At 71.8% G+C, this 26,638-nt stretch carries 23 protein-coding genes; 15 read left to right on the forward strand and 8 right to left on the reverse strand.

From position 1 onward, the window contains the following. Nucleotides 1-10: 10 nt before the first annotated feature. Nucleotides 11-769: a polyphosphate--glucose phosphotransferase gene (gene ppgK / locus OG625_RS13565; protein WP_329379778.1), complete on the reverse strand. Its 759-nt coding sequence runs from the start codon at nt 767-769 to the stop codon at nt 11-13. Nucleotides 770-790: 21 nt separating this feature from the next. Further along, on the reverse strand, nt 791-1,795 hold the full coding sequence (locus OG625_RS13570; protein WP_329379780.1) for a 4-hydroxy-3-methylbut-2-enyl diphosphate reductase: 1,005 nt from the start codon (nt 1,793-1,795) through the stop codon (nt 791-793). A gap of 95 nt (nt 1,796-1,890) precedes the next feature. On the opposite strand from OG625_RS13570, the gene OG625_RS13575 reads away from it, so the two are divergent. From OG625_RS13575 to OG625_RS13590, 4 genes are all read left to right on the forward strand, one after another. Further along, nucleotides 1,891-3,267 carry an APC family permease gene (locus tag OG625_RS13575; RefSeq protein ID WP_329379783.1) on the forward strand — a complete coding sequence of 459 codons (1,377 nt, stop codon included), beginning with the start codon at nt 1,891-1,893 and terminating at the stop codon, nt 3,265-3,267. A 577-nt stretch (nt 3,268-3,844) separates the two neighbouring features. After that, nucleotides 3,845-5,062 (forward strand): exodeoxyribonuclease VII large subunit, encoded by a 1,218-nt coding sequence (xseA, locus tag OG625_RS13580; protein WP_329379786.1) that lies wholly within the window; start codon nt 3,845-3,847, stop codon nt 5,060-5,062. A gap of 78 nt (nt 5,063-5,140) precedes the next feature. Next, nucleotides 5,141-5,368, forward strand: coding sequence for an exodeoxyribonuclease VII small subunit (locus OG625_RS13585; RefSeq protein WP_329379789.1), 228 nt, complete (start codon nt 5,141-5,143; stop codon nt 5,366-5,368). A 214-nt stretch (nt 5,369-5,582) separates the two neighbouring features. Next, the gene (locus OG625_RS13590; RefSeq protein WP_329379791.1) at nt 5,583-6,173 is read left to right on the forward strand and encodes a malonic semialdehyde reductase; all 591 of its coding nucleotides are present in this window, start codon (nt 5,583-5,585) and stop codon (nt 6,171-6,173) included. A gap of 99 nt (nt 6,174-6,272) precedes the next feature. Here OG625_RS13590 and OG625_RS13595 read toward each other — a convergent pair whose 3' ends face one another. Next, nucleotides 6,273-6,797, reverse strand: a complete 525-nt coding sequence (locus OG625_RS13595; protein ID WP_329390647.1) for a DUF4245 domain-containing protein — start codon at nt 6,795-6,797, stop codon at nt 6,273-6,275. Between the two features lie 201 nt (nt 6,798-6,998). Between OG625_RS13595 and glpX the strand changes: the two genes are divergently transcribed. After that, nucleotides 6,999-8,030, forward strand: a complete 1,032-nt coding sequence (glpX, locus tag OG625_RS13600) for a class II fructose-bisphosphatase (protein WP_329379794.1) — start codon at nt 6,999-7,001, stop codon at nt 8,028-8,030. 230 nt (nt 8,031-8,260) lie between these two features. Here glpX and OG625_RS13605 read toward each other — a convergent pair whose 3' ends face one another. The 3 genes from OG625_RS13605 to OG625_RS13615 form a co-directional block, all read right to left on the reverse strand. Continuing rightward, complete coding sequence (locus OG625_RS13605; protein ID WP_443067713.1) at nt 8,261-8,662, reverse strand: WhiB family transcriptional regulator; 402 nt, start codon at nt 8,660-8,662, stop codon at nt 8,261-8,263. 132 nt (nt 8,663-8,794) lie between these two features. Beyond that, entirely contained in the window at nt 8,795-9,160 is a 366-nt protein-coding gene (locus OG625_RS13610) for a hypothetical protein (protein WP_329379797.1), read from the reverse strand. 352 nt (nt 9,161-9,512) lie between these two features. Next, nucleotides 9,513-10,169 carry a DUF1707 SHOCT-like domain-containing protein gene (locus tag OG625_RS13615; RefSeq protein WP_329379800.1) on the reverse strand — a complete coding sequence of 219 codons (657 nt, stop codon included), beginning with the start codon at nt 10,167-10,169 and terminating at the stop codon, nt 9,513-9,515. Between the two features lie 171 nt (nt 10,170-10,340). Between OG625_RS13615 and OG625_RS13620 the strand changes: the two genes are divergently transcribed. From OG625_RS13620 to OG625_RS13650, 7 genes are all read left to right on the forward strand, one after another. Further along, a complete protein-coding gene (locus OG625_RS13620) occupies nt 10,341-12,005 on the forward strand; it encodes a fumarate hydratase (RefSeq protein WP_329379803.1) in 1,665 nt (554 codons plus the stop codon). Nucleotides 12,006-12,227: 222 nt separating this feature from the next. Continuing rightward, nucleotides 12,228-13,667, forward strand: a complete 1,440-nt coding sequence (locus OG625_RS13625) for a hypothetical protein (RefSeq protein ID WP_329379806.1) — start codon at nt 12,228-12,230, stop codon at nt 13,665-13,667. Between the two features lie 12 nt (nt 13,668-13,679). Continuing rightward, nucleotides 13,680-14,297: a hypothetical protein gene (locus tag OG625_RS13630; RefSeq protein WP_329379809.1), complete on the forward strand. Its 618-nt coding sequence runs from the start codon at nt 13,680-13,682 to the stop codon at nt 14,295-14,297. Nucleotides 14,298-14,351: 54 nt separating this feature from the next. Beyond that, nucleotides 14,352-15,200, forward strand: a complete 849-nt coding sequence (locus OG625_RS13635) for a histidine kinase (protein ID WP_329379812.1) — start codon at nt 14,352-14,354, stop codon at nt 15,198-15,200. A gap of 60 nt (nt 15,201-15,260) precedes the next feature. Next, entirely contained in the window at nt 15,261-15,713 is a 453-nt protein-coding gene (locus OG625_RS13640; protein ID WP_329379815.1) for a hypothetical protein, read from the forward strand. A 150-nt stretch (nt 15,714-15,863) separates the two neighbouring features. Then, entirely contained in the window at nt 15,864-16,493 is a 630-nt protein-coding gene (locus tag OG625_RS13645) for a hypothetical protein (protein WP_329379817.1), read from the forward strand. 147 nt (nt 16,494-16,640) lie between these two features. Further along, complete coding sequence (locus OG625_RS13650; protein ID WP_329379820.1) at nt 16,641-17,420, forward strand: glycerophosphodiester phosphodiesterase; 780 nt, start codon at nt 16,641-16,643, stop codon at nt 17,418-17,420. A gap of 84 nt (nt 17,421-17,504) precedes the next feature. On the opposite strand, the gene OG625_RS13655 is transcribed toward OG625_RS13650, so the two are convergent. After that, a complete protein-coding gene (locus tag OG625_RS13655) occupies nt 17,505-19,055 on the reverse strand; it encodes a ricin-type beta-trefoil lectin domain protein (RefSeq protein WP_329379822.1) in 1,551 nt (516 codons plus the stop codon). A 108-nt stretch (nt 19,056-19,163) separates the two neighbouring features. Between OG625_RS13655 and OG625_RS13660 the strand changes: the two genes are divergently transcribed. The 3 genes from OG625_RS13660 to OG625_RS13670 all read left to right on the forward strand — a co-directional run bounded on the left by OG625_RS13660 (nt 19,164) and on the right by OG625_RS13670 (nt 24,292). Further along, the gene (locus OG625_RS13660) at nt 19,164-20,567 is read left to right on the forward strand and encodes a class II fumarate hydratase (RefSeq protein ID WP_329379825.1); all 1,404 of its coding nucleotides are present in this window, start codon (nt 19,164-19,166) and stop codon (nt 20,565-20,567) included. 123 nt (nt 20,568-20,690) lie between these two features. Then, nucleotides 20,691-21,389: a cytidylyl-2-hydroxypropylphosphonate hydrolase gene (gene fomD, locus OG625_RS13665; protein WP_329379827.1), complete on the forward strand. Its 699-nt coding sequence runs from the start codon at nt 20,691-20,693 to the stop codon at nt 21,387-21,389. A gap of 737 nt (nt 21,390-22,126) precedes the next feature. Continuing rightward, nucleotides 22,127-24,292 carry a SpoIIE family protein phosphatase gene (locus OG625_RS13670; protein ID WP_443067889.1) on the forward strand — a complete coding sequence of 722 codons (2,166 nt, stop codon included), beginning with the start codon at nt 22,127-22,129 and terminating at the stop codon, nt 24,290-24,292. Between the two features lie 67 nt (nt 24,293-24,359). Here OG625_RS13670 and OG625_RS13675 read toward each other — a convergent pair whose 3' ends face one another. Then, nucleotides 24,360-26,624, reverse strand: a complete 2,265-nt coding sequence (locus OG625_RS13675) for a transglycosylase domain-containing protein (protein ID WP_329379833.1) — start codon at nt 26,622-26,624, stop codon at nt 24,360-24,362. Nucleotides 26,625-26,638: the final 14 nt, after the last annotated feature.

Raw genomic sequence — 26,638 nt, forward strand, 5'->3', positions numbered from 1 at the left:
CGTAGGACGACTAGGACGACTTCTTCGGTTCGGCCGCCTTCGCCGCCATGGCCGCGCCGACGATGCCCGCGTTGTTCTGGAGCTTCGCCGGGACGATCTCCGCCCGGATCCCCTCGATCAGCGGCAGGAACTTCTCCGGCTTGCGGCTGACCCCGCCCCCGATGATGAAGAGGTCCGGGGAGAAGAGCATCTCCACGTGGGCGAGGTACGTATGCAGCCGGTGCGCCCAGCGCTCCCAGGTGAGGTCCCCGTCCTCCTTGGCCTTCACCGACGCCCGCGTCTCCGCGTCGTGGCCCTTCAGCTCCAGGTGGCCGAGCTCCGAGTTCGGGACCAGCCGCCCGTCCGTGAACAGGGCGCTGCCGATGCCCGTGCCCAGGGTGAGCAGGATGACCGTGCCCTGGCGGCCCCGGCCCGCCCCGTACGTCATTTCCGCCACGCCCGCCGCGTCCGCGTCGTTGAGGACCGTCACCGGCAGGCCGCCCAGCTTTCGCGAGAGCAGGGCCGCCGCGTCCACGCCGACCCATCCCTTGTCGACGTTCGCCGCCGAACGGGTGATGCCGTTCGTGACCACGCCCGGGAAGGTGACCCCGACCGGCCCCGACCACGAGAAGGCGCCGACCACCTCCGCGACACAGCCGGCCACCCCCTCGGGGGTGGCCGGTTGTGGTGTCAGTACCTTGTGGCGCTCCTGCGCCAGGTCGCCCCGGGCCAGGTCCACGGGAGCGCCCTTGATCCCGGATCCGCCGATGTCCACACCCATGATCTGCATGGACATACCGTACGAAAGGACTTACTTGTCGGCGACCAGTTCGGCGGCTTCCGCACGCAAGTCGCGGCGCAGTTCCTTGGGGAGGGAGAAGACGATCGACTCCTCCGCCGTCTTGACGATCTCGACGTCGGCGTAGCCGCGCACGGCCAGCCACTCCAGGACCTCTTCGACCAGCACCTCCGGCACCGAGGCGCCCGAGGTCAGGCCGACCGTGGTGACGCCCTCCAGCCAGGCCTCGTCGATCTCGGACGCGAAGTCGACCAGGTGGGCGGCCTTGGACCCGGCGTCGAGGGCGACCTCGACCAGCCGGATGGAGTTCGAGGAGTTCTTCGAGCCGACGACGATGACCAGGTCGGAGTCCGCGCCCATGACCTTGACCGCGGCCTGCCGGTTCGAGGTGGCGTAGCAGATGTCGTCGCTGGGCGGGGAGACGAGGAGCGGGAACTTCGTCTTCAGCGCGTCGACGGTCTCCATGGTCTCGTCGACCGAAAGAGTGGTCTGGGAGAGCCAGACGACCTTCGACTCGTCGCGCACCTCGACCTTGGCCACGTCGTCCGGGCCGTCGACGATCGTGATGTGGTCCGGGGCCTCGCCCGAGGTGCCGATGACCTCCTCGTGGCCCTCGTGGCCGATGAGGAGGATGTCGAAGTCCTCGTTCGCGTACCGGATGGCTTCCTTGTGCACCTTGGTGACCAGCGGGCACGTGGCGTCGATCGTCGCGAGCTTGCCGCGCGCCGCCTCGTCGTGGACCACGGGGGCCACGCCGTGCGCGGAGAACATCACGATGTTGCCCTCGGGCACCTCTTCCGTCCGCTCGACGAAGATGGCGCCCTTCTTCTCCAGGGTCTGGACCACGTACTTGTTGTGCACGATCTCGTGCCGGACGTAGACCGGCGCCCCGTACTGCTCAAGGGCTTTCTCGACGGCGATCACGGCTCGGTCCACGCCCGCGCAATAGCCGCGGGGCGCGGCGAGCAGGACACGGCGGGAGGCGGCAGCAGGGGCGGGAGCAGTCATGGGATCCATCGTACGGGGGTCCCCGGGAGGCCGGACGTCGCCCGTACGGCACACACTTGGCGGGAAGATCAGAAAGAACGTCCCGACTTTGGCCCGGAGGACTGATGGCGGCGTCCGCTACGGATTCCAGCAACGCGGCGCCCGAGGGGTCCCCCACCGCCCTGCGGCGGAATCTGGGCTTCCGGGACCTGGTGGTCTACGGGCTCCTCTTCATCGCCCCGATGGCCCCGGTCGGGGTCTTCGGCACCCTCGACGCGAAGTCGCACGGCGCCGTCGCCCTCGTCTACGTCGTCGCGACCGTCGCGATGGCCTTCACGGCCTTCTCGTACGCGCAGATGGTGCGGGTCGCCCCGCAGGCCGGCTCGGTCTTCACGTACGCCCGCAAGGGGCTGGGCGAGGGGCCCGGCCTGATCGCCGGGTGGATGGTGATGCTGGACTACCTGCTGATCCCGGCGGTCGCGTACCTCTTCTCGGGCATCGCGATGAACGCGCTGGTGCCGGAGGTCTCCCGGTGGGTGTGGACGGCCCTGGCCGTGGTCGTGACCACCGCCCTCAACCTGTGGGGCGTACGGGCGGCGGCGCGCGTGGGTTTCGCCGTGCTGGTCATGGAGATCCTGATCCTGCTCGTCTTCCTGGTCGCGGCGGTAACGGTGCTGGTCCGGGACGGGGCGCAGCGCGGCTGGCTCTCGCCGCTGACGGGCGACGGCTCGCTCGGCTTCAGCATGGGCGCCGTACTGGGCGCGGTGTCGGTGGCGGTGCTCTCGTACCTGGGCTTCGACGCGATCGCCTCCTTCGCGGAGGAGGTGACGGGGGGCTCGCGGCGGGTGGCGCGGGCGCTGCTGTTCTGCCTGGGGCTGGCGGGGGTGCTGTTCATCGCGCAGACGTACCTGGCGGCACTGCTGATGCCGGTGTCCTCGCAGGAGCTGGCGGCCGATCCGGGGCAGCAGGGCCCGGCCTTCTACAACGCGGTGGAGGCCTCGGTCGGCTCCTGGCTGCACGACCTGGTGGCGGTCAGCAAGGCCGTCGGGGCGGCCTTCGCGGCGCTGGCCGGGCAGGCGGCGGCGGGGCGGCTGCTGTTCGCGATGGCCCGGGAGCGGCGGCTGCCGCGGGCGCTGGCCCGGACCTCGGGCGGCACTCCGCGGCCGGCGCTGCTGGTGGCGGCGACCGTGACGCTGATCGCGGCGGTGTGGGCGGCCCGGCGGGACGACGGGCTCGACCACCTGGTCTCGGTGGTGGACGTGGGGGCGCTGGTGGCGTTCACGCTGCTGCACGCGTCGGTGGTGGGCTGGTTCGTGGTCAAGCGGCGGGAGGGCGCGCCGAACTGGTTCAAGCACCTGGTGATCCCGGTGCTGGGCGCGGTGGTGACGGTCGCGGTGATCGTCGAGGCCTCGTGGACGGCGCAGCTGGTGGGGGCGGTCTGGCTGGCGGTGGGTCTGGGCGTGCTCTTCGCTCAACGCGGCGGGCGGGGCGGTGCGGTGTGAGCGTGTGGCGCGGCTCCGTTGCCGGGGCGCTGCCCCTGCCCCGGCGCCTCAAACGCCGGCGGGGCTGAGGGTGCCCCCTGGGCCGGGACCGGCCTGTTGGGGCGGTGCCCCGGCGGAGTGTCTCCTCGTCCTCGCGCACCGAGGCACCGCTGCGAGACGTGAGGGTGGTTGCGCGCTCGTCCTGCGGGGACACTCCGCCGTGTCCCCACCCCAACCACGCACTCCCGACCCACGGGGCAGGGGGCACAGGGGCGTACCCGCAGCGCCGCACGCTCCCGGCCCACGGGCGGGGCCCTTGGCCGACGGGGGGAGCGGGGGCACTCCGGGGCGTCCCCGCAGGACGAGCGCGCAACCACCCTCCACATCGAGAGGTGCCTTGGTGCGCGAGGACGAGGAGACGCCCCGGAGGGACCCCGCGGGCCTACCCGACGGCCAAGAACCCCGCCCGGGGGCACCACCCCAGCCCCGCCGGCGATTGAGGCGCACGGGGGGGGCCGCAGCGGCGGAGCCACCGGCCGGGCCGCGACACCCCGCACGCGCCTGAGACGGTGTCAGTGGCGACGGATAGCCTGCGTACATGGGTCTGAATACGTCGGCCGAGGCGCCGCTGCCGGTAGGTCAGGTGTCCCGGCTCATCGGGGGCTGGATCGAGCGCCTCGGGCAGGTGTGGGTGGAGGGGCAGATCACGCAGCTCTCGCGGCGGCCGGGGGCGGGGGTGGTCTTCCTGACGCTGCGTGACCCCTCGCACGACATCTCCGTCAGCGTGACCTGCTTCCGCCAGGTCTTCGACGAGGTCGCGGATGTCGTGTCGGAGGGGGCGCGGGTCGTCCTGCTGGCCAAGCCGGAGTGGTACGCCCCGCGCGGGCAGCTGTCCCTGCGGGCCACGGAGATACGGCCGGTCGGCATCGGTGAGCTGCTGGCCCGGCTGGAGCGGCTCAAGCGGTCGCTGGCCGCCGAGGGGCTGTTCGCGCTGGAGCGCAAGAAGCCGCTGCCGTTCCTGCCGCAGCTGATCGGGCTGGTGGTCGGGCGGGCCTCGGCGGCCGAGCGCGACGTACTGGAGAACGCACGGCGCCGCTGGCCCGCGGTCCGCTTCGAGGTGCGGAACGTGGCCGTCCAGGGGGTGCACGCCGTGCCCCAGGTGGTCCAGGCGGTCAAGGAGCTGGACGCGCTCGACGAGGTCGACGTGATCATCGTGGCCCGCGGCGGCGGCAGCGTGGAGGACCTGCTGCCCTTCTCCGACGAGGAGGTCGTACGGGCGGTCGCGGCGGCCCGCACCCCGGTGGTCTCGGCGATCGGGCACGAGCCGGACTCCCCGCTGCTGGACCTCGTCGCGGACCTGCGGGCCTCTACGCCCACGGACGCCGCGAAGAAGGTCGTCCCGGACGTGGGCGAGGAGCTGGAGCGGGTGCGCCAGCTGCAGGGCCGGGGGCTGCGCGCGGTGCGCGGGCTGCTCGACCGGGAGGAGCGGGGCCTGGCGCACGCGCTCGCGCGGCCGGTCTTCGTCCACCCGCAGCGGATGGTGGAGACCCGCGAGGGCGAGCTGGAGGCGCTGCTCGCGCGCAGCCGGCGCACGCTGGGCCACCTGCTGGACCGGGCCGATTCGGAGCTCGCGCACACCCTCGCGAGGGTGGTGGCGCTGTCGCCCGCCGCGACGCTGGAGCGGGGGTACGCCGTGCTCCAGCGGTCGGACGGGCACGTGGTGCGGTCCCCGGAGGAGGTCTCGGCGGACGAGGTGCTGCGGGCGCGGGTCGCGGAGGGCGAGTTCACCGTACGGGTCGCCTCAGAATCCGAATAGCCGCACGTCAGGGCGTCAGCAAGGCGACACATCGAGGCAACGGTTCCGTTGCATGACACGCAGAGGGTGGAAAAGGGAATGTCAGAGGCCGATACCGCGCTGGGCTACGAGCAGGCCCGCGACGAGCTGATCGAGGTCGTCCGCAAGCTGGAGGCCGGCGGGACCTCGCTGGAGGACTCCCTCGCGCTCTGGGAGCGCGGGGAGGAGCTGGCGAAGGTCTGCCGGCACTGGCTGGAGGGCGCCCGGGCCCGACTGGACTCGGCGCTGGCGGCCCGCGAGCGGGCCGAGGACGGCGGAGCCGAGTAGCCGGATCGGGCCGGGTCGGGCCGGCCCTGGCAGAGGCCTGCGGGCCGGCAAGCCTGCCAGGTGCCGGAAGGCGCTGGGGCCGGTGTGGGCCGGGTCCGTCAGGTGCGGGCTGGTGATGCCGGTCACGACCAGGGGGAGATAGTTGAAATTTCATCTACTTCGGTCGTAGAGTCTGGGACATCGCTTCACCCCCGCATGAGAAGAAGGCTTTCCGATGTCTCTCGTTCTTGACTCCGCCGCGCAGGACCTGCTCTTCCGCGAGGCCCGCACCGCCAACTCGTTCTCCGACGAGCCGGTCACCGAGGAGCAGGTTCAGGCGATCTACGACCTGGTGAAGTACGGCCCGACCGCCTTCAACGGCACCCCGCTGCGCATCACCCTGGTCCGCTCCCCCGAGGCCCGCGAGCGCCTCGTGAAGCACATGGCTGAGGGCAACCAGGCCAAGACCGCCGCCGCCCCGCTGGTCGCGATCCTCGCCGCGGACAACGAGTTCCACGAGGAGCTCCCGGCGCTGCTGCCGCACTTCCCGCAGGCCAAGGACATGTTCTTCGCCGAGCGCCCGGTCCGCGAGCAGTCCGCCCTCGTCAACGCCGCCCTCCAGGCCGCCTACTTCATCGTCGGCGTCCGCGCCGCCGGCCTCGCCGCGGGCCCGATGACCGGCCTGGACTTCGCAGGCCTCCAGAAGGAGTTCCTGGACGACGACCACACCCCGCTGATGGTGGTCAACATAGGCAAGCCGGGCGAGGACGCCTGGTTCGCGCGCTCCCCGCGCCTGGACTTCGACCAGGTCATCACCACCGTCTGAGTGACGTAGCCCGTACGTCGCCCACACGCCGAAAGGGCGGCCGGCCCCGGGATCCCCGGGGCCGGCCGCCCTTCTCGTTCACCTGCCACGCGGCACGCGCTACGCGCCGGCGCCCTGCTTGAACTCCAGCGCCGCCGCCATCGCGCCGAGCTGCTCGAAGGAGGCCGTCCCGGTCACCACCGTGACGTGCCCCTGCTCCTGCCGCACGAGGGCGTCGTACTTCTCGCCGTCCCAGCGCTCCCAGGCCGTGTCACCGACCTGCTGCGTCTGCCCGGTGGCCTTCGCCTGCCGGGTGACCCGGTCGAGGTACTTGGCGGAGCTGTCCGAGGACTGCTCCACGGCCACGTACTGCTGTTCCGGATCGAGGAAGCCCAGGTGCCAGGCATTGGCGTTCTTGCGCTCGTACGACACCGAGGTCGCCCGCCACTGTTCCGGCAGCCCCACGGGGGCGGCCACCGGGTACGGGGCCGCGCGCCGGGCCGTGATCGTCTCCACCCGGTAGTCGACCGTGCGCGTCGGATCGGCCTTCTCGTCATGCGGGACGAACACGTAGATCCCCGCCACGACGAGGCCGATCACCGCCAGCGACCGGACCATGTCCCAGATCGTCTGCTTGCCTTTCATACCTGCCACGCCACCATGGTCCCGCATCGCCGCCGGCGATCACCGCCGGGGGCCCCGGAGCGTCGCAAGGTGTCCGCTCAGGCCAAACGCATGACCGATATGCCGCTCATACGTGACCCGGTCTGCTCAATTTATCGACCTACCGATAGAGTTCCAGCACCCTCACTTCCCGGCCGTCGCCGAACAGAAAGGTGCCCTCGGATGACCGAGCACAACCTGCCGCCTCAGCTCGTAGTCTCTCCGGAGGCCCCCGACCGCAACCTCGCCCTGGAGCTCGTCCGGGTCACCGAGGCCGCCGCCCTGGCCGCCGGCCGGTGGGTCGGCCGCGGCGACAAGATCGGCGCGGACGGCGCCGCGGTCAACGCGATGCGCACCCTGATCTCCACCGTCTCGATGAACGGCGTCGTCGTCATCGGCGAGGGCGAGAAGGACGAAGCCCCGATGCTCTTCAACGGCGAGCAGGTCGGTGACGGCACCGGCGCCGAGGTCGACATCGCCGTGGACCCGATCGACGGCACCACCCTGAACGCCAAGGGCATGCCGAACGCCATCGCCGTCCTGGCCGCCGCCGACCGCGGCACCATGTTCGACCCGTCCGCGGTCTTCTACATGGACAAGCTCGTCACCGGCCCCGAGGCCGCCGACTTCGTCGACATCAACGCCCCCGTCTCGGTGAACATCCGCCGCGTCGCCAAGGCGAAGGGCATGGCCGTCGAGGACGTCACGGTCGTCATCCTGGACCGCCCCCGCCACGAGGGCATCGTCAAGGAGATCCGCGAGACGGGTGCCCGGATCAAGTTCATCTCCGACGGCGACGTCGCGGGCTCCGTCATGGCGGTCCGCGAGGGCACCGGCGTGGACCTGCTCCTCGGCATCGGCGGCACCCCCGAGGGCATCATCTCGGCCTGCGCCATAAAGTGCCTCGGCGGCACGATCCAGGGCAAGCTGTGGCCCAAGGACGACGCCGAGCGCCAGCGCGCGCTGGACGCCGGGCACGACCTGGACCGCGTCCTGTCCACGAACGACCTGGTCTCCGGCGAGAACGTCTTCTTCGTCGCCACCGGCATCACGGACGGCGAGCTGCTGCGCGGCGTGCACTACCGCGCGGAGACCGCTACGACCTCGTCGCTGGTCATGCGCTCGAAGTCGGGCACGATCCGCCAGATCGACTCGACGCACCGCCTGTCGAAGCTGCGCGCGTACAGCGCGATCGACTTCGACCGCGCGAAGTAGGCCTGCGGCCGGCTCGGCACCACGGGAGGGGGCGGTCACCGCGTCCGGGGGGACCCCCGGCGCGGTGACCGCCCCCTCTGCCGTGTTCGCGGCCTGATCCTGCGGCGCCGTTGCCGGGGGCGCCGCCCCCGGACCCTCCCCCAGCTACCGCTGGGGGGACCCCCAGCGCCTCAAACGCCGGCGGGGCTGGATCTTCCAGCCCCGCCGGCGTTTGAGGCGCGGGTACGAGCTCAGCCCGCCGCCGCGATCGGGCCCGTGCCCGGGGTCTGGCGGAGCTCGGCGGACCTGCGGCGCATCCGGGCCAGGACCACCCGGCGCTCGGCGGCGGTGAGGCCGCCCCAGACTCCGTACGGCTCGGGCTGGAGCAGGGCGTGCTCCCGGCAGGCGACCATCACCGGGCAGCGCGCGCAGACGCGCTTGGCGGCCTCCTCGCGGGAGAGCCGGGCCGCGGTCGGCTCCTTGGACGGCGCGAAGAAGAGCCCCGCCTCGTCCCGGCGGCACACCGCCTCCGCGTGCCAGGGGCCGTCCTCTTCCCGCGACGGAGTCCGCGGCTTCGGCACGGCCGCCGCCGCGCGGCCCTGAAGACTCTGGACGGCGGCTACCTGCAGGGACTGATGCGGCGGATGCGGCACGGTCTACTCCTGACGACGTATACGCGAGCGAGAGACGATGCACCTGTCCCTACCCGCTGTACGCGCCCCTATGCACCACGCGCCACGGGCCGGCGGAGGTTCGTCCGAAACGCGCCCCCGCCGCCCGGGCCCTCACACGGCCGGCGGCGCCCAGCGGGGATCGCGCCCCAGGAAGGCCAGCAGCAAGCCGGCCGGGTCGACCTCGGGTGCGGGGCCGCCGGGGAACGCCGGCCCGTAGGCAAAGCCCCGCAGGGGCTCGGCGAGGGCCTCCGCCGCAGGCCGCAGCGCCTCCGCGAGGGCCGCCGGGAGCGGGGACGGCAGGCCGGTGGCGACGGCGATGTCCCAGGCGTGCACCGTGGCGTCGAGGGCGGCCGCGCCGACTGCCGTCTCGGCGGACACCGTGAACGGGGGCAACGGCACCGCGACCTCGGCGGTACCGGGCGCCACCCCGGCGAAGGCCTCGGCCGCGGCGGCGAGTGCGGGCTCCAGCAGCCGCACCGGGCTGCCTGCGAGGGTGCCGGAGGGTGCGAAAGGGTCCTCGGCGGGGCCGGGGCCGCCGGTCAGGCGGGAGGCGTAGGCCAGCTGGTCGCCGGCGGCGTGCCGGTCGCCTGCGGCGCACTGGAGGACCTGGGTGGCGTCCCACGGCTCGCACCGCGTATCGGCCCGCTCCCAGCCATCGGCGGGCGCCCCGGCGGGAGTTGCGCGCCTCTGGGGGTGGCGGGCGTACGGCGGCGCCCCAGCGGGGGTGGTGCGCCTGCGGGGGTGGTGCGCCTGCGGCGGATCACCGGCACGCCACTCGGCTGAATCCCGTTGTTTCAGGGCGTGTTGGGCGCCGCTTCACGCGGCCCGCTCAGCCGTCCAGGCGCTTGCGCAGCTTGTGCGCCAGGTCGACCAGGCGGGAGCCGAGCTTGGGGCGAGCCTCGATGTTGCCGAGCAGCGCGAAGCCGCGGACGATCACCACCGGGGCCTGCGGGTCCGTCTCCCCCCGGCTCTCGCCGCGCACCTCGAAGTTGCCGAGGACCCCGCTGCCGTAGCCGCGCAGGGTGACGTTCTCCGGGACGACCACCTCCACGTTGCCGAGTACGCAGGTCACGTTGATCTCGGTGACCTGCTGCTCGAAGACCGCCTCGGTGAGGTCGATGCTGATGTCGCCCATGACCGAGACCGCGCGGGTGTGCGCGCCCGGCCGCCAGCGGCCCTTGCGGGCGGAGGCGCTGCACACGGCCACGACGTTGTCGGTGTAGCCCGCCGGAGCGGAGGCGCCGTACGCGGGCGAGGGGTGGCCGGCGCCGGGCGCGGGCAGGTCCCGTACGAGGCCCTCCAGCTCGCCGACCGTCTTGAGCTCGTACAGCGAGTCCAGGCGCTCCGAGTGCTCCTCGGAGTTCAGGCGGCCCTCGGCGAGGGCGTCGCCGAGCGTCTGCGCGATCCGGTCCCGGTCGGCGTCGGACGCGCGCAGCTCCGAGGGGGCGGCGGCAGCAGGGGCGGCGGGGTGCTTTTCCAGGTCCACGGCACCCAGCATAGCGAGACACGATAGATCGCGATACTCCTGAGTGGCGCAGAGCGGGCCCCTAGTGAGCCTTACCTCACAACCACGGCCGCGTCGAGAGGTTCTACGCTGGATGACCGCGCTGCCAATTGGTCGCCAGTGCTGTCTGCCGAGTGAGGAATGACTGCCGTCATGCCAGAGTTTGCGTACACCGACCTGCTGCCCCTGGGCGAGGACACCACCCCCTACCGGCTGGTGACCGCCGAGGGCGTCTCCACCTTCGAGGCTGACGGCCGTACGTTCCTCAAGGTCGAGCCCGAGGCGCTGCGCAAGCTCGCCGAAGAGGCCATCCACGACATCCAGCACTTCCTGCGCCCCGCGCACCTCGCGCAGCTGCGCCGCATCATCGACGACCCCGAGGCCTCCGCGAACGACAAGTTCGTCGCGCTCGACCTCCTCAAGAACGCGAACATCGCGGCGGCCGGCGTCCTGCCGATGTGCCAGGACACGGGCACGGCCATCGTGATGGGCAAGCGCGGCCAGAACGTGCTGACCGAGGGCGGCGACGAGGCGGCGCTCTCGCGCGGCATCTACGACGCGTACACCCGCCTGAACCTGCGCTACTCGCAGATGGCGCCGCTCACCATGTGGGAGGAGAAGAACACCGGCTCGAACCTGCCCGCGCAGATCGAGCTGTACGCGACGGACGGCGGCGCGTACAAGTTCCTCTTCATGGCCAAGGGCGGCGGCTCGGCCAACAAGTCCTTCCTCTACCAGGAGACCAAGGCGGTCCTCAACGAGGCCTCCATGATGAAGTTCCTGGAGGAGAAGATCCGCTCGCTCGGCACCGCGGCCTGCCCGCCGTACCACCTGGCGATCGTGGTCGGCGGCACCTCGGCCGAGCACGCGCTGAAGACCGCGAAGTACGCCTCCGCGCACTACCTGGACGAGCTGCCCACCGAGGGCTCCCCCCTGGGCCACGGCTTCCGCGATCACGACCTCGAACAGCAGGTCTTCGAGCTCACCCAGAAGATCGGCATCGGCGCGCAGTTCGGCGGCAAGTACTTCTGCCACGACGTCCGCGTCGTCCGCCTCCCCCGCCACGGCGCCTCGCTCCCCGTCGCCATCGCCGTCTCCTGCTCCGCGGACCGCCAGGCGACCGCGAAGATCACCGCCGAGGGCGTCTTCCTGGAGCAGCTGGAGACGGACCCGGCGCGCTTCCTCCCCGACACCACGGACTCGCACCTGGACGAGGCCTCGGACGTCGTCTCCATCGACCTGAACCAGCCGATGGACGACATCCTCGCGACCCTGACCAAGCACCCGGTCAAGACCCGCCTGTCCCTGACCGGCCCGCTGGTCGTGGCGCGCGACATCGCGCACGCCAAGATCAAGGAGCTGCTGGACTCGGGCGCGGAGATGCCGCAGTACCTGAAGGACCACCCGGTCTACTACGCGGGCCCCGCGAAGACCCCCGAGGGCTACGCCTCCGGCTCCTTCGGCCCGACGACGGCCGGCCGCATGGACTCGTACGTCGAGCAGTTCCAGGCGGCGGGCGGCTCGAAGGTCATGCTGGCCAAGGGCAACCGCTCGCAGCAGGTGACGGACGCGTGCGGCGCGCACGGCGGCTTCTACCTGGGCTCCATCGGCGGCCCGGCGGCGCGCCTCGCGCAGGACTGCATCAAGAAGGTCGAGGTCCTGGAGTACGAGGAGCTCGGCATGGAGGCCGTCTGGAAGATCGAGGTGGAGGACTTCCCGGCCTTCATCGTGGTCGACGACAAGGGCAACGACTTCTTCCAGAACCCGGCCCCGGAGCCGACGTTCACCCACATCCCGGTCCGCGGCCCGGGTCTGTAGCCCGCGCTCCACTGCCGGGCGCCGGCGGCTCGGACGGGCCTCCCGGGTGTTCGGCGACGTGCGCGAAACGTCGCCGAACACCCCGCCCACACGACTCCCACACGACGCCCACGCGATGCCCATGCGACCCCCACAGGCCGCCCCAAGGCCTCGAACAGCCAACGGAATTCGAATGTATAGGCTGCTCGGGAAGTCTTGACCGACGTGCGGTGGGGGGACGACATGCTGACGTACCAGGAAGTCATGACGACCGACTACGGGCGCCTCCTGGCGGCAGCCGACAAGTGGCAGTCGATGGCGGAGGAGATCCGCAAGGTCGAAGAACGCTATCGGGACACCGTTCAGAAGATCCACACGAGCGGCAACTGGGCCGGGGTCAGTTCGACCGCGTCGTTCACGAACTTCGAAGCGACCCGGTACGAGTACCAGGCCGCCCAGACCCAGGCGAAGGCGACCGCCACGCTGCTGCGCAACGGACACCAGCAGCTCACCGAGCTCAAGAAGACGCTCGAGAACGCGCGCGCCGACGCGATCAAGGCAGGGATGAGCGTCTCCGGGACGGGGGACGTGGTCTTCGACACCACCAAGCTCAGCGCCGCCGAGAAGAACGCCATGCGGCACGACCCTGACTACATGACGAGCGTCAGGACCGCCGAGCAGTCCTGGCGCGATTACATCAAGGAGTGCGTCAAAGCGGTCGACGAGGCCGACCAGGACCTGCGCAAGGACCTGGAGGCGGTCGTCAAGGACGGCGCGGGCGGCAAGGGCGACGGCACGCCGGGCACCGGCTTCAACGGGCAGGCCGGGGACGTCGCGAAGGCCGACGACGCCCAGAAGCAGGAGCGCTTCGACCTCGCCTGGCTGAAGAAGCGGGACAACGAGACCCTCGACGACTACATCGAGCGGCTCCAGAAGGACGGCATGACCCGCCTCACGGGCAACCCGAAGCTGGCGGAACTGGTCTCCAACATCAGCAAGTCCACGGTGACGGCCGGCGCGTTCGCCGCTGCGCTGACGGCGGTCGGCATGAACTCCTTCAAGCTGGCCGGCTACTTCAAGGACGTGAAGGGCGGCGTCTACCCGAGGGCCTTCAACGCACCGGGCACCCTGCTGGAGCGGAACGTCAACGCACGGCTGGCGGGCGCGACTCCGGGCGGCCTGTTGAGCAAACTGCCCCCCAACGTCGTCGGCGCGCTCACGGGCTCCGACGAGGCGGCCATGTGGGGTGGCCACATGAAGAACGGCCGCTTCTTCATCCCGGTGGCCTCCGAGGCCAACCTCATCACGGTCGCCCAGCAGGGCGGCATGGCGAACGCCGCGAAGGCGGCCGGCGCGCTGCGCGGGCTGGGCGTGGTGGGAGGCGTCGCCGCCACCGCCTACGGCGTGGCGAACCTGGCCACGTACGACACCGAGATGATCAAGAAGGACCCGGCGAAGTTCGCCACCGACCTCACGGGTACGGCCTTCAGCGGTTCGATGACCGCGCTGGCCATCGCCCCCAATCCGGTGACCGCCGCATTTGCCGTGGGGACCGGCGTCGCCTACGGCGCCGCGCTGATCTGGGACAACCACGAAGCCATAGGCAAGGGCCTGGAGAAGGCCGGAGACGGCATCGCCGACGGTGCCAAGAAACTCGGCAGCGCGCTGAACCCGTTCGACTAGGAGGGCAGAGACATGCACACCCAGACCACCCCGTTCCAGTTGAAAACGTGGCAGGGCGGCGAGAAGGGTCAGGTTCGCCGGAGCCTGCCCCTCTGGCAGGGGACGTCCCCGGAGTGGGGCGAGATCACGGTGGCTTCACTGCCCCACGCACACGACGACGTCCGCGCCACCGAGATCACCGGCGGCCACATCCCCACGGTCGTCTTCGAATCCCGCGGCATGCAGGTGACGATCACCGAACGGCCGACGCTGAACGGGCCGACGCTGCGCGTCGGGGGCGCCACGGCGTACCTGAAGCGGAACCGGTGGGCGGCCACGCACCGGGGCCGCGCCCTGCACATGAAGTACGGCGGCGACAGGTACCGGCTCTGGGCGGTCAACAAGCGGGAGTACGTCCTCATGCGCGAGGCGGACAACGAGGACCGCGGTGTCACCGTCAAGGTCAAGGAATCCGGCATGGCCAAGTGGAAGCGCGTCGACGTGAGCGCGACGGGCCGCGCCCTCGGGTCCGACATCGCGCTCGCACTCGTCTTCTCCGGTGTCGACCGGTCCGTGCTCACCCGGCGGGGGGCCGTGCGCGCGGGCATCTCGCGGGTCTTCCACGTGGCGGTGGATTCGTCCATGGGGTGATCCCCGACCCGACCTGGCCCGACCCCCGAACCGACCGATGGAGCGAGTGAGCGTATGCCTTCCCATGACCTTTCCCGAGCCCGGTTCCGCCTGAGCGACGAGCACGTCTTCGTCCTCGTCCAGGTGGCGGCCGGGGAGCCCGTGCCCGGCGAGTTCCTCGGGGCACGCGAGGAACTGCGGGCGTGCGGACTGATCGGCGAGAACGGGCTGCTGGCCCACGTGCTCATCCCCCTGCTCGACACGCTGATGACGCCGACCGTGGTGATCTCGCTGGAATCGGTCGGCCGGCAGGGCCGCTTGAACCACGGGCTGCTCATCGGGGAGGACCACGTCATCGCCCATCAGGCCTGGCCGGGCGCGAGCGAGTCGGAGTACTCCTCCGTCGAGCCGAAGACCCTGGTGTGGGCGCTGGCGAACATGGTCAACCTGCGGCAGTCGGGTCCCGGAGGCGGGGCGGGGCCCGCCGCGTACCCGGCCGCGGCGATCGAGACCCGGCTCGGGACGCTCGACGCGGGGCTCGCCGCCCTGGCAGGGCTGTCCGGTGCCGAGGCCCCGGGCTCCGAGCGTGCGTACATCCGCAAGGCGCTGGCGCAGGACGGGACTCTCGGCGAGGCCCAGGCGGGGCTGCTCGCCGACCTGCTCGCCGAACTGCGGTCGAGCTGGCGGATGACCGCCGCGTGGCGGGGCCGCGAGGAGGGCCGGGACGGGGTGGCCGGGCGCGGCTTCGCGATCTGGGACTGCGGCCCCCTGGGGTACTGGCACCGGGAGCTGCCCGAGGAGCCGGTGGCCGCGGAGGCGGTGCGTCCGGACAACACCGTGCGGCTGGTCCGCGTGGGAGCGAAGCGGGTCTGGGACCTGATCGCGGACCTGCTGCCCGAGGAAGGCGAACTGCGACGCGCCTGAGTCCGGTTGGAATGCGATGCGTGGAACGGAAACGACTGACGGGGAGGACCGAACGTGGCGGTGGGCTTTGATCACGAGTGGGACCGGGCGGGCGCCGGGGCGGCCGATCAGCAGGTGGACATGCGGCTGAACCGCCTCGACGGTCCCGCGGGGCCGCCGGTGCCCGGGGGGCCGGTGCCCGGGGGGCCGGGGAACTTCGCCTCCACTCCGGCCGAGAAGACCTCGGCGGCGAACACGATCGAGACCGAGCTGGAGCCGAACACCAAGAAGGCCACGGAGCACGCGGACGAGGCGACGAACGCCGCGGTCACGGGCTTCGACGGGTGGGACACCGCCGCGGGCCTGAAGAAGGTCGCGGACACCTGGGACAAGCAGGTCAAGAACCTGATGGGCCGGCTCTCCTCCGAGAAGGGTGCGCTGCGGGGCGCCTCGGGTCTCTTCGTACGCAATGACATCGGTCTGGGGGACCAGTTCCGGCCGATCGGCTCCCAGTCGAGGCTGAACGGGCTGTAGGGCGTACCGCGTCGGTCTCCGGGCCCCTCCCCCAATTGGGGGAGGGGCCCCCGCGTATGTCCGCCCATCGGCAGATGGCAGGCGGGCGGGCTCCCGGCGAGGCTGTTCCCGTACCCAAACAGCCCACGCACAACGGGAGTTACGATCGCCATGAAGAGCCGCACGCGCAAACTCGCCCTCACCTTCGCCGCATCCGCCGCCCTGGTGGCCACCCTGGTCGCGGCGGCGCCCGCACCGGCGGCCCCGGCGAACCCCGCGACCCCGGCCGCATCGAAGGTCGCCTCCGTGCACGGGGGCGGCACGATCTTCTTCCCCTACTCCCCCAAGGACGACATCCGCTTCACGGTCGACGCGGAGTCGACCCCGTGGACCAAGCCGCTCCCGGTCCCGGGCCTGGAGAACGGGCTGCCGACGGACGCGCGGGGCCGGGTGACGATCTACCACCAGTACAAGGAGACCGGCTTCACCGCGGTCGCCGAAGCGGAGATCGACTGCCTGGTCACGGGCGGGAAGACGGCCACCCTCACGGCCATCGTCAAGACCGCGAACGTCGACGGCTGGGAGGGCAAGCGGATCGGCATCAGCGTCCAGGACGGCGAGCGCGGCGGCCCGGACCGCCTCGGCTTCTCCTGGGGCGTCGCCAACGTCGACGTGAAGCCGGACGGCACGGCGGACCAGGGCGCGGTGGGCACCTGCATGGCCCCGGCCCCCTTCACGGAGGTCACGAAGGGCGGCTTCAAGGTCACCCCGGCACCGCTGGCCCCGATTCCGAAGCCGTAGCGGCTCCCGCCGAACGGGTTGCCGCTGCGCGGAGCCTTTCCCACCCCGGCCCCGGCCCCGCGAAGCCCGCGGCCGGGTGGGACCCGGTTAACGTCGGGGACACAGGCCCGCACCTGTGCGTTCAACCCCGTTTGCGAGGATTCCCGTATGGCAGCGACGACCTCCCCCCTCCCCACCGCCCGCGGCACGCGCGTGGTCGCCCACCGGGGGGCCTCCCATGAGCATCCCGAGCACACCATGGCCGCCTACCGGCAGGCCATCGCCGACGGGGCCGACGCGCTCGAGTGCGATGTGCGGCTCACCGCCGACCGGAAGCTGGTGTGCGTGCACGACCGGCGGGTGGAGCGAACCTCCGACGGGCGGGGGGTGGTCTCCGAGATGACGTACGCGGAGCTCGCCGCGCTCGACTTCGGGGCCTGGAAGGGGGACGGGCACGCGGGCGCCCGGGTGCTGCTCTTCGAGGACCTGCTCAAAGAGGCGCTGGCGGCGCAGCGCCCCGTCGGGCTCGCCGTCGAGACCAAGCATCCGTCGCGGGCCGGCGGGCGGCTGGAGGTCGAGCTCGTACGGATGCTCAAGGAGTACGGGCTCGCGGACGGGGCATCCGGGCTCGTCGAGGTGATGAGCTTCTCGCGGAACGCGCTGACGCGGACGCACCGGCTCGCGCCCGGGCTGCCGACCGTGTTCCTGATCGAGCGGACCCTGCCCCTGCGCCCGGCACGGCCCCCGTTCGCGACGCACGCGGGCCCGGGGATCGAGCTCGTACGGCGGGATCCGGGGCTGGTGGGGCGGCTGAGGGCGAAGGGTCTGCGGGTGCGGGTGTGGACCGTGGACGAGCCCGAGGACGTGGAGCTGTGCGTACGGCTCGGCGTGGACACGATCATCACCAACCGGCCGCGGGACGTGCGCAAGCTGCTCGACGACATGTGAGCACCCGGCCGGGGTGCGCCGGCCGGGTGTGGGGGGTCGGATGGGGCAGGGGCTTGCGGGTGTTCGTGGGGGTTTACAGGAGGGTTAGACGAAGCGCTGCGTCGCCGTGCCGTTGCAGGGCTGGAGGCGGAGCGGGTCGCGGGCGGTGGCGACCGTCAGGCACATGCCCGGGACGGCCGCGGGGCGGATGGTGGCGCCGTCGCGGACGAACTGCTGGTTCGCTCCGCCGTGGCAGTTCCAGATGATCAGGCCGGTGCCGGCTCCGTAGTTGGCGCCGGGGGCGTCGAGGCAGCGGTCGTGGGTCAGCTCGACGTGGACCGACTTGCGGGCCGCGTCGTACCACCAGCCCTGGTTGCGGCCGCCGTGGCAGTCCCAGCCCAGGACGGCCGTCTCATTGGCGCTGGCTCCGCCCTTCGCGTCGAGGCAGTTGCCGTTCGCCTCGTTCTTCAGGGGTGCGTAGAGGGAGTCCCAGGCACCGGCCTGGAGGACCGGGGTGCCGGTGCTGGCGGGGTCGGCGCAGGAGGCCTCGCGCAGGCCCGAGTTGTAGAGCTGGGTGAGGCAGGACGCGAACGCGCCGTGGCCCCGGTAGTTGGGGTGGAAGGACTGGCGGGCGGTGTTCTCGTCCCACGGGAAGTGGTCGCCGAGGTCCAGGTAGAGGCCGCGGGCCCAGGTGTCCTCCATGCAGACCTCGTGGCCGTGGAAGAGCCGGGAGTTGTCGAGGTAGACGGCGCCGGAGTTGCGGGCGGCGTCGCGCATGCCCTTCTCGAAGGTGGGCACCGCGTAGTTGCGGCCCCAGGTGGCGTCGGAGTCGTAGCCGGCGCAGCCTCCGGGGAGCTTGCCGGGGAAGTTCGGGTTGTCGTAGAAGTCGGGCCCGATGGGGCTGGGGTAGCCCATGACGACGAGCTTGTAGTCGGAGTCGGCGTATCCGGCGTCGCGCATGACCGTCTTGAGGTCCGCGACCGTGGCCTCGACCTTGGGCTTGAGGCCGTCGACGCGCGCCTGCCAGCCGGGGCCGTACTTGGGCTCGCAGGTGCCCTGGCTGAGCACCCAGCGGGTGACGCAGTCGGTCATGACCGGGCCGAACTGGAGGTCGTCGTTGGCGCCGGCGACCAGCAGCACCATCTTGATCTTCGTGTTGCGGGCCTTGACGGCGAGGTTGTCGCTCTGTACCAGCTCGTCGGCGTACTGCTTGCTGCCGCCGATCCTGATGTTGCCGGTGTACCCGCCGGAGCAGGAGACGTTGAAGGTGAGGTCGGCCGGGATGCCGGTGCGGTGGATCGCCGCGTCGGGCGAGCGGTGGCACTGGTTGGACGGGGTGTTGGTCGCGGGGTCGTAGTTGCCGACGCCCTCGCCCGAGATCTCGCTGTCGCCGAGCGAGATCAGGCCGGTCTTGCGGTCGGCGAGCGGGCGGATGGCCGGGTCGCCGTAGATCTTGGTGGCTTCCGCGGCCCGGATGGCCTCCAGTTCGGGTGAGAGGGGGGTCGCCGCCCCGGCCGTGACGGCCGCCGTGGCCCCCGCCGTGGTCGCGGCCTGGGCCATCGGGGTGATGGCGGTGACGCCCCCGAGGGCGGCCGCGATCGCCGCGACCGCGGCGAAGGTAGATCTGAGCATGGGTTTCGTACGTGCACGTGCCATGAACGCCTCCCCGGATGTCAGTGTTACCCACGGTATTTACTGGCCGGTAGGGGAGTTGGGAACACTTCGAACAAGACAATTGCTCAACTTTTTGAGGAGGCAACGAAAATGACCGGTGATCAACAGGCCGAAGCGTTCCGGATCGAGCACGACTCCATGGGCGACGTACGGGTCCCCGCGCACGCCAAGTGGCGTGCTCAGACCCAGCGCGCGGTGGAGAACTTCCCCCTCTCCGGGCAGCGGCTGGAGCGCGCCCACATCGAGGCGCTCGCCCGCATCAAGGCCGCGGCCGCCGTGGTGAACGCGCGGCTCGGCGTGGTGGACGAGGACGTCGCCGCGGCGATCCGGTCCGCCGCCGCCGAGGTCGCGGAGGGCCGCTGGGACGACCACTTCCCCGTGGACGTCTTCCAGACCGGCTCGGGCACCTCGTCCAACATGAACGCCAACGAGGTGATCGCCACCCTGGCCACCGAGCGCCTCGGCGAGGAGGTCCACCCCAACGACCACGTCAACGCCTCGCAGAGCTCCAACGACGTCTTCCCGTCCTCCATCCACATCGCCGCCACCGCCGCCGTCACCCACGAGCTGATCCCCGCCCTGCGGCACCTCGAAATCGTCCTGGAGCGCAAGTCCGCCGAGTTCGCGCAGGTGGTCAAGGCCGGGCGGACGCACCTGATGGACGCCACCCCGGTCACCCTGGGCCAGGAGTTCGGCGGGTACGCGGCCCAGGTCCGCTACGGCATCGAGCGGCTGCACGCGGCCCTGCCGCGGCTCGCGGAGCTGCCCCTGGGCGGTACGGCGGTGGGGACCGGGATCAACACCCCGCCCGGGTTCTCGGCCGCCGTGATCGCCGAGGTGGCCGCCGCGACCGGCCTGCCGCTGACCGAGGCGCGCGACCACTTCGAGGCACAGGGGGCGCGGGACGCGCTCGTGGAGACCTCCGGCATGCTCCGTACGGTCGCCGTCTCGCTCACCAAGATCTGCAACGACCTGCGCTGGATGGCATCCGGCCCGCGCACGGGATTGGCCGAAATCAATCTCCCGGATCTCCAGCCGGGCTCCTCCATCATGCCCGGCAAGGTCAATCCGGTGGTTCCGGAGGCCGTGCTGATGGTCGCCGCGCAGGTGATGGGGAACGACGCGACCGTCGCCGTGGCGGGCGCGTCCGGCAACTTCGAGCTCAACGTGATGCTGCCGGTGATGGCGAGGAACCTGCTCGAATCGATCCGCCTGCTGGGCAACGCGAGCCGCCTGCTCGCGGACCGCACGGTCGACGGGATCACCGCCAACACCGCGCGGGCCAGGGAGTACGCGGAGTCCTCGCCCTCCGTGGTGACCCCGCTCAACCGCTACATCGGCTACGAGGCGGCCGCCAAGGTCGCCAAGAAGTCCCTCGCCGAGCGGAAGACGATCAGGGAGGTCGTCCTGGAATCCGGCTACGTGGAGCGCGGCGACCTCACCCTGGAACAGCTGGACGAGGCCCTGGACGTCCTGCGCATGACGCACCCCTGAGGCACGCCGGAGGGGGGCCGGAGGGGGCCCGACAGGGGTCCGGATTCGGTCGATTACCGTCCCCGACCCCCTCCGTGACCTGCACCGCAGCGATCGCGGGGGCCCCCGCCCTAAGATCTGCGCATGACAGGTACCTTCCGGCCCGCGAGCGGCGACGCGGCACACGGCACGCGCTGGGCACCCGGGGAGCAGATCCTCTGGCGCTACCGCGACCACGCCCCGGGGCTGAAGGGCCAGGTGCACATCTGCCGCCCGGTGACCGTGGTGCGGGACACCGAGGACCTGCTGGCCGTCTGGATGGCCCCGGGCACCGAGTGCGTCAAGCCGGTGCTGGCCGATGGCACACCCGTGAACAAGGAGCCGCTCGCCACCCGCTACACCGCGCCGCGGACCACCGTACGGTCCCAGTGGTTCGGGTCGGGCGTGCTGAAGCTGGCCCGGCCCGGGGACCCGTGGTCGGTGTGGCTGTTCTGGGAGCACGGCTGGCGGTTCAAGAGCTGGTACGTGAACCTGGAGTCGCCGCGCGCCCGGTGGTCCGGCGGGGTCGACTCCGAGGACCACTTCCTCGACATCTCCGTCCACCCGGACCGCACGTGGAAGTGGCTCGACGAGGACGAGTTCGCGCAGGCGCAGCGCTCCGGACTGATGGACTCCGGTCAGGCGAAGCAGGTACAGGCCGCGGGGCGGGCGGCGGTCGACGTGATCAAGGCGTGGGGCCCGCCGTTCTGTGACGGCTGGGAGGACTGGCGGCCGGATCCGGGCTGGACCGTTCCGGTCCTGCCCGAGGACTGGGACCGCACTCCGGCGCATATGACCTCATGAGACCCTTGATGCGCCCCCGGGGTTCAAACGTAGGATCGTCCTCCGCGAGGTCGCGCGCACGGGGCGGTGCGGGCGGGCCGCGCATCCGTAAGTGTCGTGTTACACGCGGTACTTGACCGGAGGTCGAGCCAGAGCGAGAAGTAACGAGGGGGACCCGGAAGCGCGGGGCGATGGTGCCGCGGCCGCTGAGCGGGTATACCGCGACTGACCGAGTTGAGTGCAGCGCACATCGAGCGCAAACGGACGGAATTCCACGCGTGACGGAGTACCCCACCTCCCAGGAGGGCCCGCAGCCCGTCGCCTCCGGCGGAGGGACGGACGAGCCCGGCCACGGCAAGGCGCCCATCGCCGCCGCCGAGGCCGTACGCACGCATGCCCCCGGCACTGGCGTTGGCCAGGGGGTGGACCCTGCGGCCCCCGGCGCCCGCGCGGCCCGATCCGCGGCGGGTGACGGCTCGGCCGCCGCCGGACTCCCCCGGCCCCGGGGCGAGTCCGCCGCCACCGGCGAGGGCCCGGGCAGCGCCCGCCCCCGGGCCGGCGCTGCCGACGGCGTACCCGCCGAGGCACCGCGCCGGCGCGGCGAACCCGCCGCCCCGGCCGAGCCCGGCCAGGCAGCGGCCCGCCCCCGGGACGGCGCGGCCGCACGCAACGCGGCGGGCGGCAGCCCCACCGGACACAGCGGGCCCGCCGATGCGCCGCGCCCGCGTAGCGGGGGCATCGACCCGGTCGGGGTCCGCATGGAATCCGGCGACGCAACCGACCCCGCGGAACCCGGCCAGGGCGCGGCCCGACCCCGGGACGGCGCGGCCGCACGCAACGCGGCGGGCGGCGGCGCAGCCGGCCACGGGGGCAGCGCCAAGACCCCGCGCCCGCGCGGCAAGGCCGCACCCGCCTCCGGCGGGCCCGCCGCGGCATCGCGTGCGCGCGGCGCCGGCGCCGGCCCGGGCGGCACCGACAGCGGCGCCGGCCTGAGCGGTACCACCGCGAGCGGTGTCGGCAGCAGCACCGGCACCGGCACGAGCGGTATCGGTGGGCCGGTCGGCGGGCCGCGCCCGCTCGGGGAAGGCGGCGACACCGCCGTGGACGGCAAGGGGGTCGGGATACCGGGCGGGGAGGTCACGGCCGCGCGCCGCGAAGGGGACCGGCTGCGGTTCGTCGGGGCCGCCACACGGCGGATCGCCCGCGGTATCGACCTCGACGAGATCGTGCTCGGCCTGTGCCGGGCCACCGTGCCGACCTTCTCCGACGCCATCCTCGTCTATCTGCGCGACCCCCTTCCGGTGGGCGACGAACGCCCCGTCGGGCCGGTCGTTTTAAGGCTGCGCCGCACCGACCGGCTCCGGCCGATCGATGATCTGACCACGATCGAGGGCGCCGGGGCCGCGGGGGCCGCCGGCGAGCTCGACTTCAGCCAGTTGCCGCTCCTCGGCCCGCAGGGTGACCTGCCCGCGGCCGAGCTGTGCGAGATCCGCTCCGGCGGTGCGCTCGCCGAGGTGCTGCGCGGCGTACGGCCCGTCTTCGGGTCCGCCGCAGGCGCCAAGGAGGCCCTCGCGGAGCTGCTCGGCTCGGAGCACCCGGTGCCGCGCGGCAACCGGGCCGTCCTCGCGCCCCTGCGCGGCCGCCGCCGGGTGATCGGCGCGGCCGTGTTCCTGCGCAGCCCGGAGCGGCCCGCCTTCGAGCAGAACGACCTGCTCGTCGCCGCCCAGCTGGCCACGCACACCGCGCTCGGCATCGACAAGGCCGTGCTGTACGGCCGCGAGGCGTACATCGCGGACGAGCTCCAGCGCACCATGCTGCCCGACAGCCTGCCCCAGCCCACCGGGGTGCGGCTCGCCTCGCGCTACCTGCCGGCCGCCGAGACGGCCCGGGTCGGCGGGGACTGGTACGACGCGATACCGCTGCCCGGCAGCCGGGTCGCCCTGGTCGTCGGCGACGTCATGGGCCACTCCATGACCTCCGCCGCGATCATGGGCCAGCTCCGGACGACCGCGCAGACCCTCGCGCAGCTGGACCTGCCGCCCGCCGAGGTCCTGCACCACCTCGACGAGCAGGCGCAGCGCCTCGGCTCCGACCGGATGGCCACCTGCCTGTACGCGGTCTACGACCCCGTCTCGCACCGGATCACCATCGCCAACGCCGGCCACCCGCCGCCCGTGCTCCTGCACTTGGGCGGCCGCGCCGAGGTGCTCCGCGTACCCCCCGGCGCCCCCATCGGCGTCGGCGGCGTGGACTTCGAGGCCGTGGAGCTGGACGCCCCGGCCGGAGCCACCCTGCTGCTGTACACCGACGGGCTGGTGGAGTCCCGGCTGCGGGACGTGTGGACCGGCATCGAGATGCTCCGCGAACGCCTCGCCACCACCGCCCAGTTGACCGGCCTGGACCACCCGCCGCCGCTGGAGGCCCTGTGCGACGACGTGCTGGACATGCTCGGCCCGGGCGACCGGGACGACGACATCGCGCTGCTCGCCGCCCGGTTCGACGGGATCGCGCCCAGTGACGTCGCGTACTGGTTCCTGGACCCGGAGGAGACCGCTCCGGGCCGCGCCCGCCGCTTCGCCCGCCGCGCGCTGGCCCGGTGGGGCCTGGAGGAGCTGAGCGACTCCCTGGAGCTGCTGGTGAGCGAGGTGGTCACCAATGCCGTCCGGTACGCGGAGCGGCCGGTGACGCTGCGCCTGCTGCGTACGGACGTACTGCGCTGCGAGGTCGGCGACGACTCCCCGCAGCTGCCCCGCCAGCGGCGGGCGCGGGACACCGACGAGGGCGGCCGCGGCCTGTTCCTGGTGAACCGGCTGGCACGGCGCTGGGGTGCGACGCGGCTGAGCAGCGGCAAGGTGGTCTGGTTCGAGCTGGCGTTGCCGGGGCCGGTGGCGGGGCCGGGGCCTGGGTCGACCGAGCGTCGCTGAGGGTCCTGGAAAACGACGGAACCGCCGCCCGCGTCCTGCGGGCGGCGGTTCCTTCATGTCGGGGTGCCTACGACTCGGGGAAGAACGGCGGCGGCGGCGGGTCCGGCGGCTTGGGGCCCGTCTTGGTCGGCGACGGACTGGGCGCCGACGTCGTCGGGGTCGGCGGCTTCGAGCTCGTCTGGCTCTGCGTCGGTGTCGGCGACTGGCTCGCCGGCGGCTGGCTGCTCGCCGACGGGGTGGGGGACGTACTCGCCGACGGCGACGGGGAGGCGCTGCGGGACGGCGCCTGCGAGGCACCCATCTCCGCCTCGGACAGGTCGAACTTGCCCGTCTTCGCGCCCTTCAGCGCGGCCAGCGTGTACGCCTTCCAGATCTCCGCGGGGAAGCTGGAACCACCCGCGCGGCCACCGCCGGCGGTGCCGGTCAGGGTGACCTGCTTGTAGGTGCCGGGCTCCTCGCCGAACATCGCGACGATGGTGACCAGTTCCGGGGTGTAGCCGGTGAACCAGGCCGCCTTGTTCTCCTCGGCGGTACCGGTCTTGCCGGCGGCCTCGTAAGCGCTGCTCTTGACCTTGCTGCCGGAGCCGTCGTTCACCACGCCCGTGAGCACCTTGGTGACGGTGTCGGCGGTCTGACGGCTGATGGCCTGGCCACCGACGGGCTGACGGGGGGTGAACTCGCCTTCCCGGTGCTCGGCGCTCTTGATGATGGTCGGCGTGACCTTCTTGCCGTGGTTGGCGAAGGACGCGTAGACGGCCGACATCTCCACGGTGTTGGCGCCCATGGTGCCGAGCGTCATGGACGGGTCGTCCTCTGCCCAGCCGTTGCGGTGCTTCATGCCGAGCGCGAGCGCGGTCTTCTTCACGGCGGGCGGTTTGACGTCCACGATCATCTGCGCGTAGACGGAGTTGACCGAGGAGTTGGTCGCGTCCTGGACCGTGATCTCCTTGCCGTAGTCCTTGTCGTCCTGGTTCTGCGGGTTGAACGGGATCGGGCTGCCGACGACCTGGCGCTTGCTGGTGCCGTCGTACAGCGCGTTCGGGGTGATCGGCTTGCCGTCCTGGGTCTTGGAGCCGTTCTCCAGGGCCGAGGCGAGCACGATCGGCTTGAAGGTCGAGCCCGGCTGGTAGTCGGTGCGCAGGGCGTTGCTCTGGTCCTTCTGCGCCAGGCCCTGGCCGCCGTACATGGCGACGATCGCGCCGGTCTTCGGGTCCACCGAGGTGGCGCCGGCCTGGACGCTCTGGTCCACGGGTCGGTTCTTGGTGTCCTTGCGGTCGAGCTTGGACTCCAGCTCGTCGTTGACGGCCGCCTCCAGCGCCGCCTGCTTCTTCGGGTCGATGTTGAGCACGATGTTCCAGCCGCCGGCCGCGATATCGGCGTCCTGGATCTTCTGCTCGTTCATCTCTTCGTTGGCCGCCTGGATCAGGTAGCCCTTCTGACCCTCCATGCCCGGACGGGGCTTGGGCTTGATCGGGGGCGGCAAGGTCATCGCCTTGCGCTTGGCCGGGTCCAGCTTGCCCATCTCGACCATGTTGTCGAGGACGGCGTTGAAGCGGATGTTGACCAGCCGCGTGCCGTTCGGGCCGGCGGTCGCCAGGTCGTACTGGCTGGGGGCCTGGATGACGGAGGCGAGGTAGGCGCCCTGCTCCAGCGTGAGCTTGTCGGAGTCGACGCCGTAGAAGGCCTGGGCCGCGGCCTGGATCCCGTACGCGTTGCGACCGTAGAAGTTGGTGTTCAGGTAGCCGACGAGGATGTCGTCCTTCTCCATGCGGCGGTCGACCTTGAGGGCGATCACCAGCTCCCGGAGCTTGCGCGTCGCGGACTGGTCCTGCGTCAGGTAGTAGTTCTTGACGTACTGCTGGGTGATCGTCGAGCCACCGGCCGTGCCCTTGCCCCGGACCGTGTTGAACAGGCCTCGGCCCACGCCCATCAGGTCGATGCCGCGGTCCTTGTAGAAGGACTTGTTCTCGATGGCGATGAACGCGGTGCGGACGTCCTCCGGGATCTTGTCGATCGGGACGATCTCGCGGTTCATGTCACCGGTGCGGGCCATGATCGTGCCGTCGGAGTACCGGTAGGTGTTGCTCTGGAGCGTGGCCTGCTTGTTCGGGTCGGTGGGTTCGTTCACCGAGAAGTACAGGATGATCGCCGCCGCCATCAGGGCCAGCAGCAGCCCGAGGAACGTCCCGAGGATCTTCCTCCAGGTGAAGAAGCGACGTATGCCGGAGCGTTTGCCGCCGCCACCCTTGCCCTTGGTGCCCTCTGCGCGTCCGCTCGGCGCACGCCGCGCACCGCGCTGTTGCTGCGCCCTACGCGCCTCTGCTCGGCCCATCGCTCCCGCTCCGC

The sequence above is a fragment of the Streptomyces sp. NBC_01351 genome, assembly GCF_036237315.1.
In the GTDB taxonomy this organism is placed as follows: domain Bacteria; phylum Actinomycetota; class Actinomycetes; order Streptomycetales; family Streptomycetaceae; genus Streptomyces.